This window comes from Cellulomonas iranensis NBRC 101100 = JCM 18110, from assembly GCF_001552375.1.
Taxonomy (GTDB): Bacteria; Actinomycetota; Actinomycetes; order Actinomycetales; family Cellulomonadaceae; genus Cellulomonas; species Cellulomonas iranensis.
The window spans coordinates 1-612 of sequence record NZ_BCRB01000200.1; the positions used below are offsets into that span (position 1 = coordinate 1).

The 612-nt window shown below is 81.4% G+C and carries 1 protein-coding gene; it reads left to right on the plus strand.

Annotation, left to right across the window (positions count from 1 at the left end; genetic code table 11):
- On the plus strand, positions 1-612 hold a 612-nt coding region (locus tag CS2_RS18340), incomplete at both ends, for a helicase-associated domain-containing protein (protein WP_169798673.1).

The following is a 612-nucleotide window of genomic DNA, read 5'->3' on the forward strand; positions in this document are numbered from 1 at the left end:
CCGAGGCGTCGACCCGGCCCGCCGCGGGGTCCGGCGCGACGCCCGCCGCCGACGCGGCCGCCGCGCTGGCGGCCGACCTGCCGGCGCCGGTCGACGAGGTGCTGCTGCAGGGCGACCTCACGGGTGTCGTGCCCGGGCGCCCGGGCGAGGCGCTCGAGGAGCTGCTGGACCTCGCGGCGCAGGTCGAGTCCCGCGGCGGTGCGGTGACCGTCCGGTTCACGGCCGAGTCGGTGCTGCGCGCGCTCGACTCGGGCCTGCCGGCCGACGACCTGCTCGCGCGCCTGTCCACGGCGGCGCGGGGTCGCGTGCCGCAGCCGCTGGAGTACCTGGTGCGCGACGTCGCACGGCGGCACGGGCGCGTCCGCGCGGGTGCCGCGTCGTCGTACGTGCGGGCCGACGACGCCGCGCTGCTGGCCGGGCTCGTCGACCACCCACGGTTCGCACCCCTGCGCCCGCGCCTGCTGGCGCCGACGGTGCTGGTGGCCGACGCGTCGCCGGCCGAGCTGCTGGACGCGCTGCGCGCGCGGGGCCTGGCCCCGGTCGCGGAGGACGCGAGCGGCACGGTCGTGCACGCGGCCGCGCCCGAGCGGCGGGTGCGGGCCCGGACCCGCC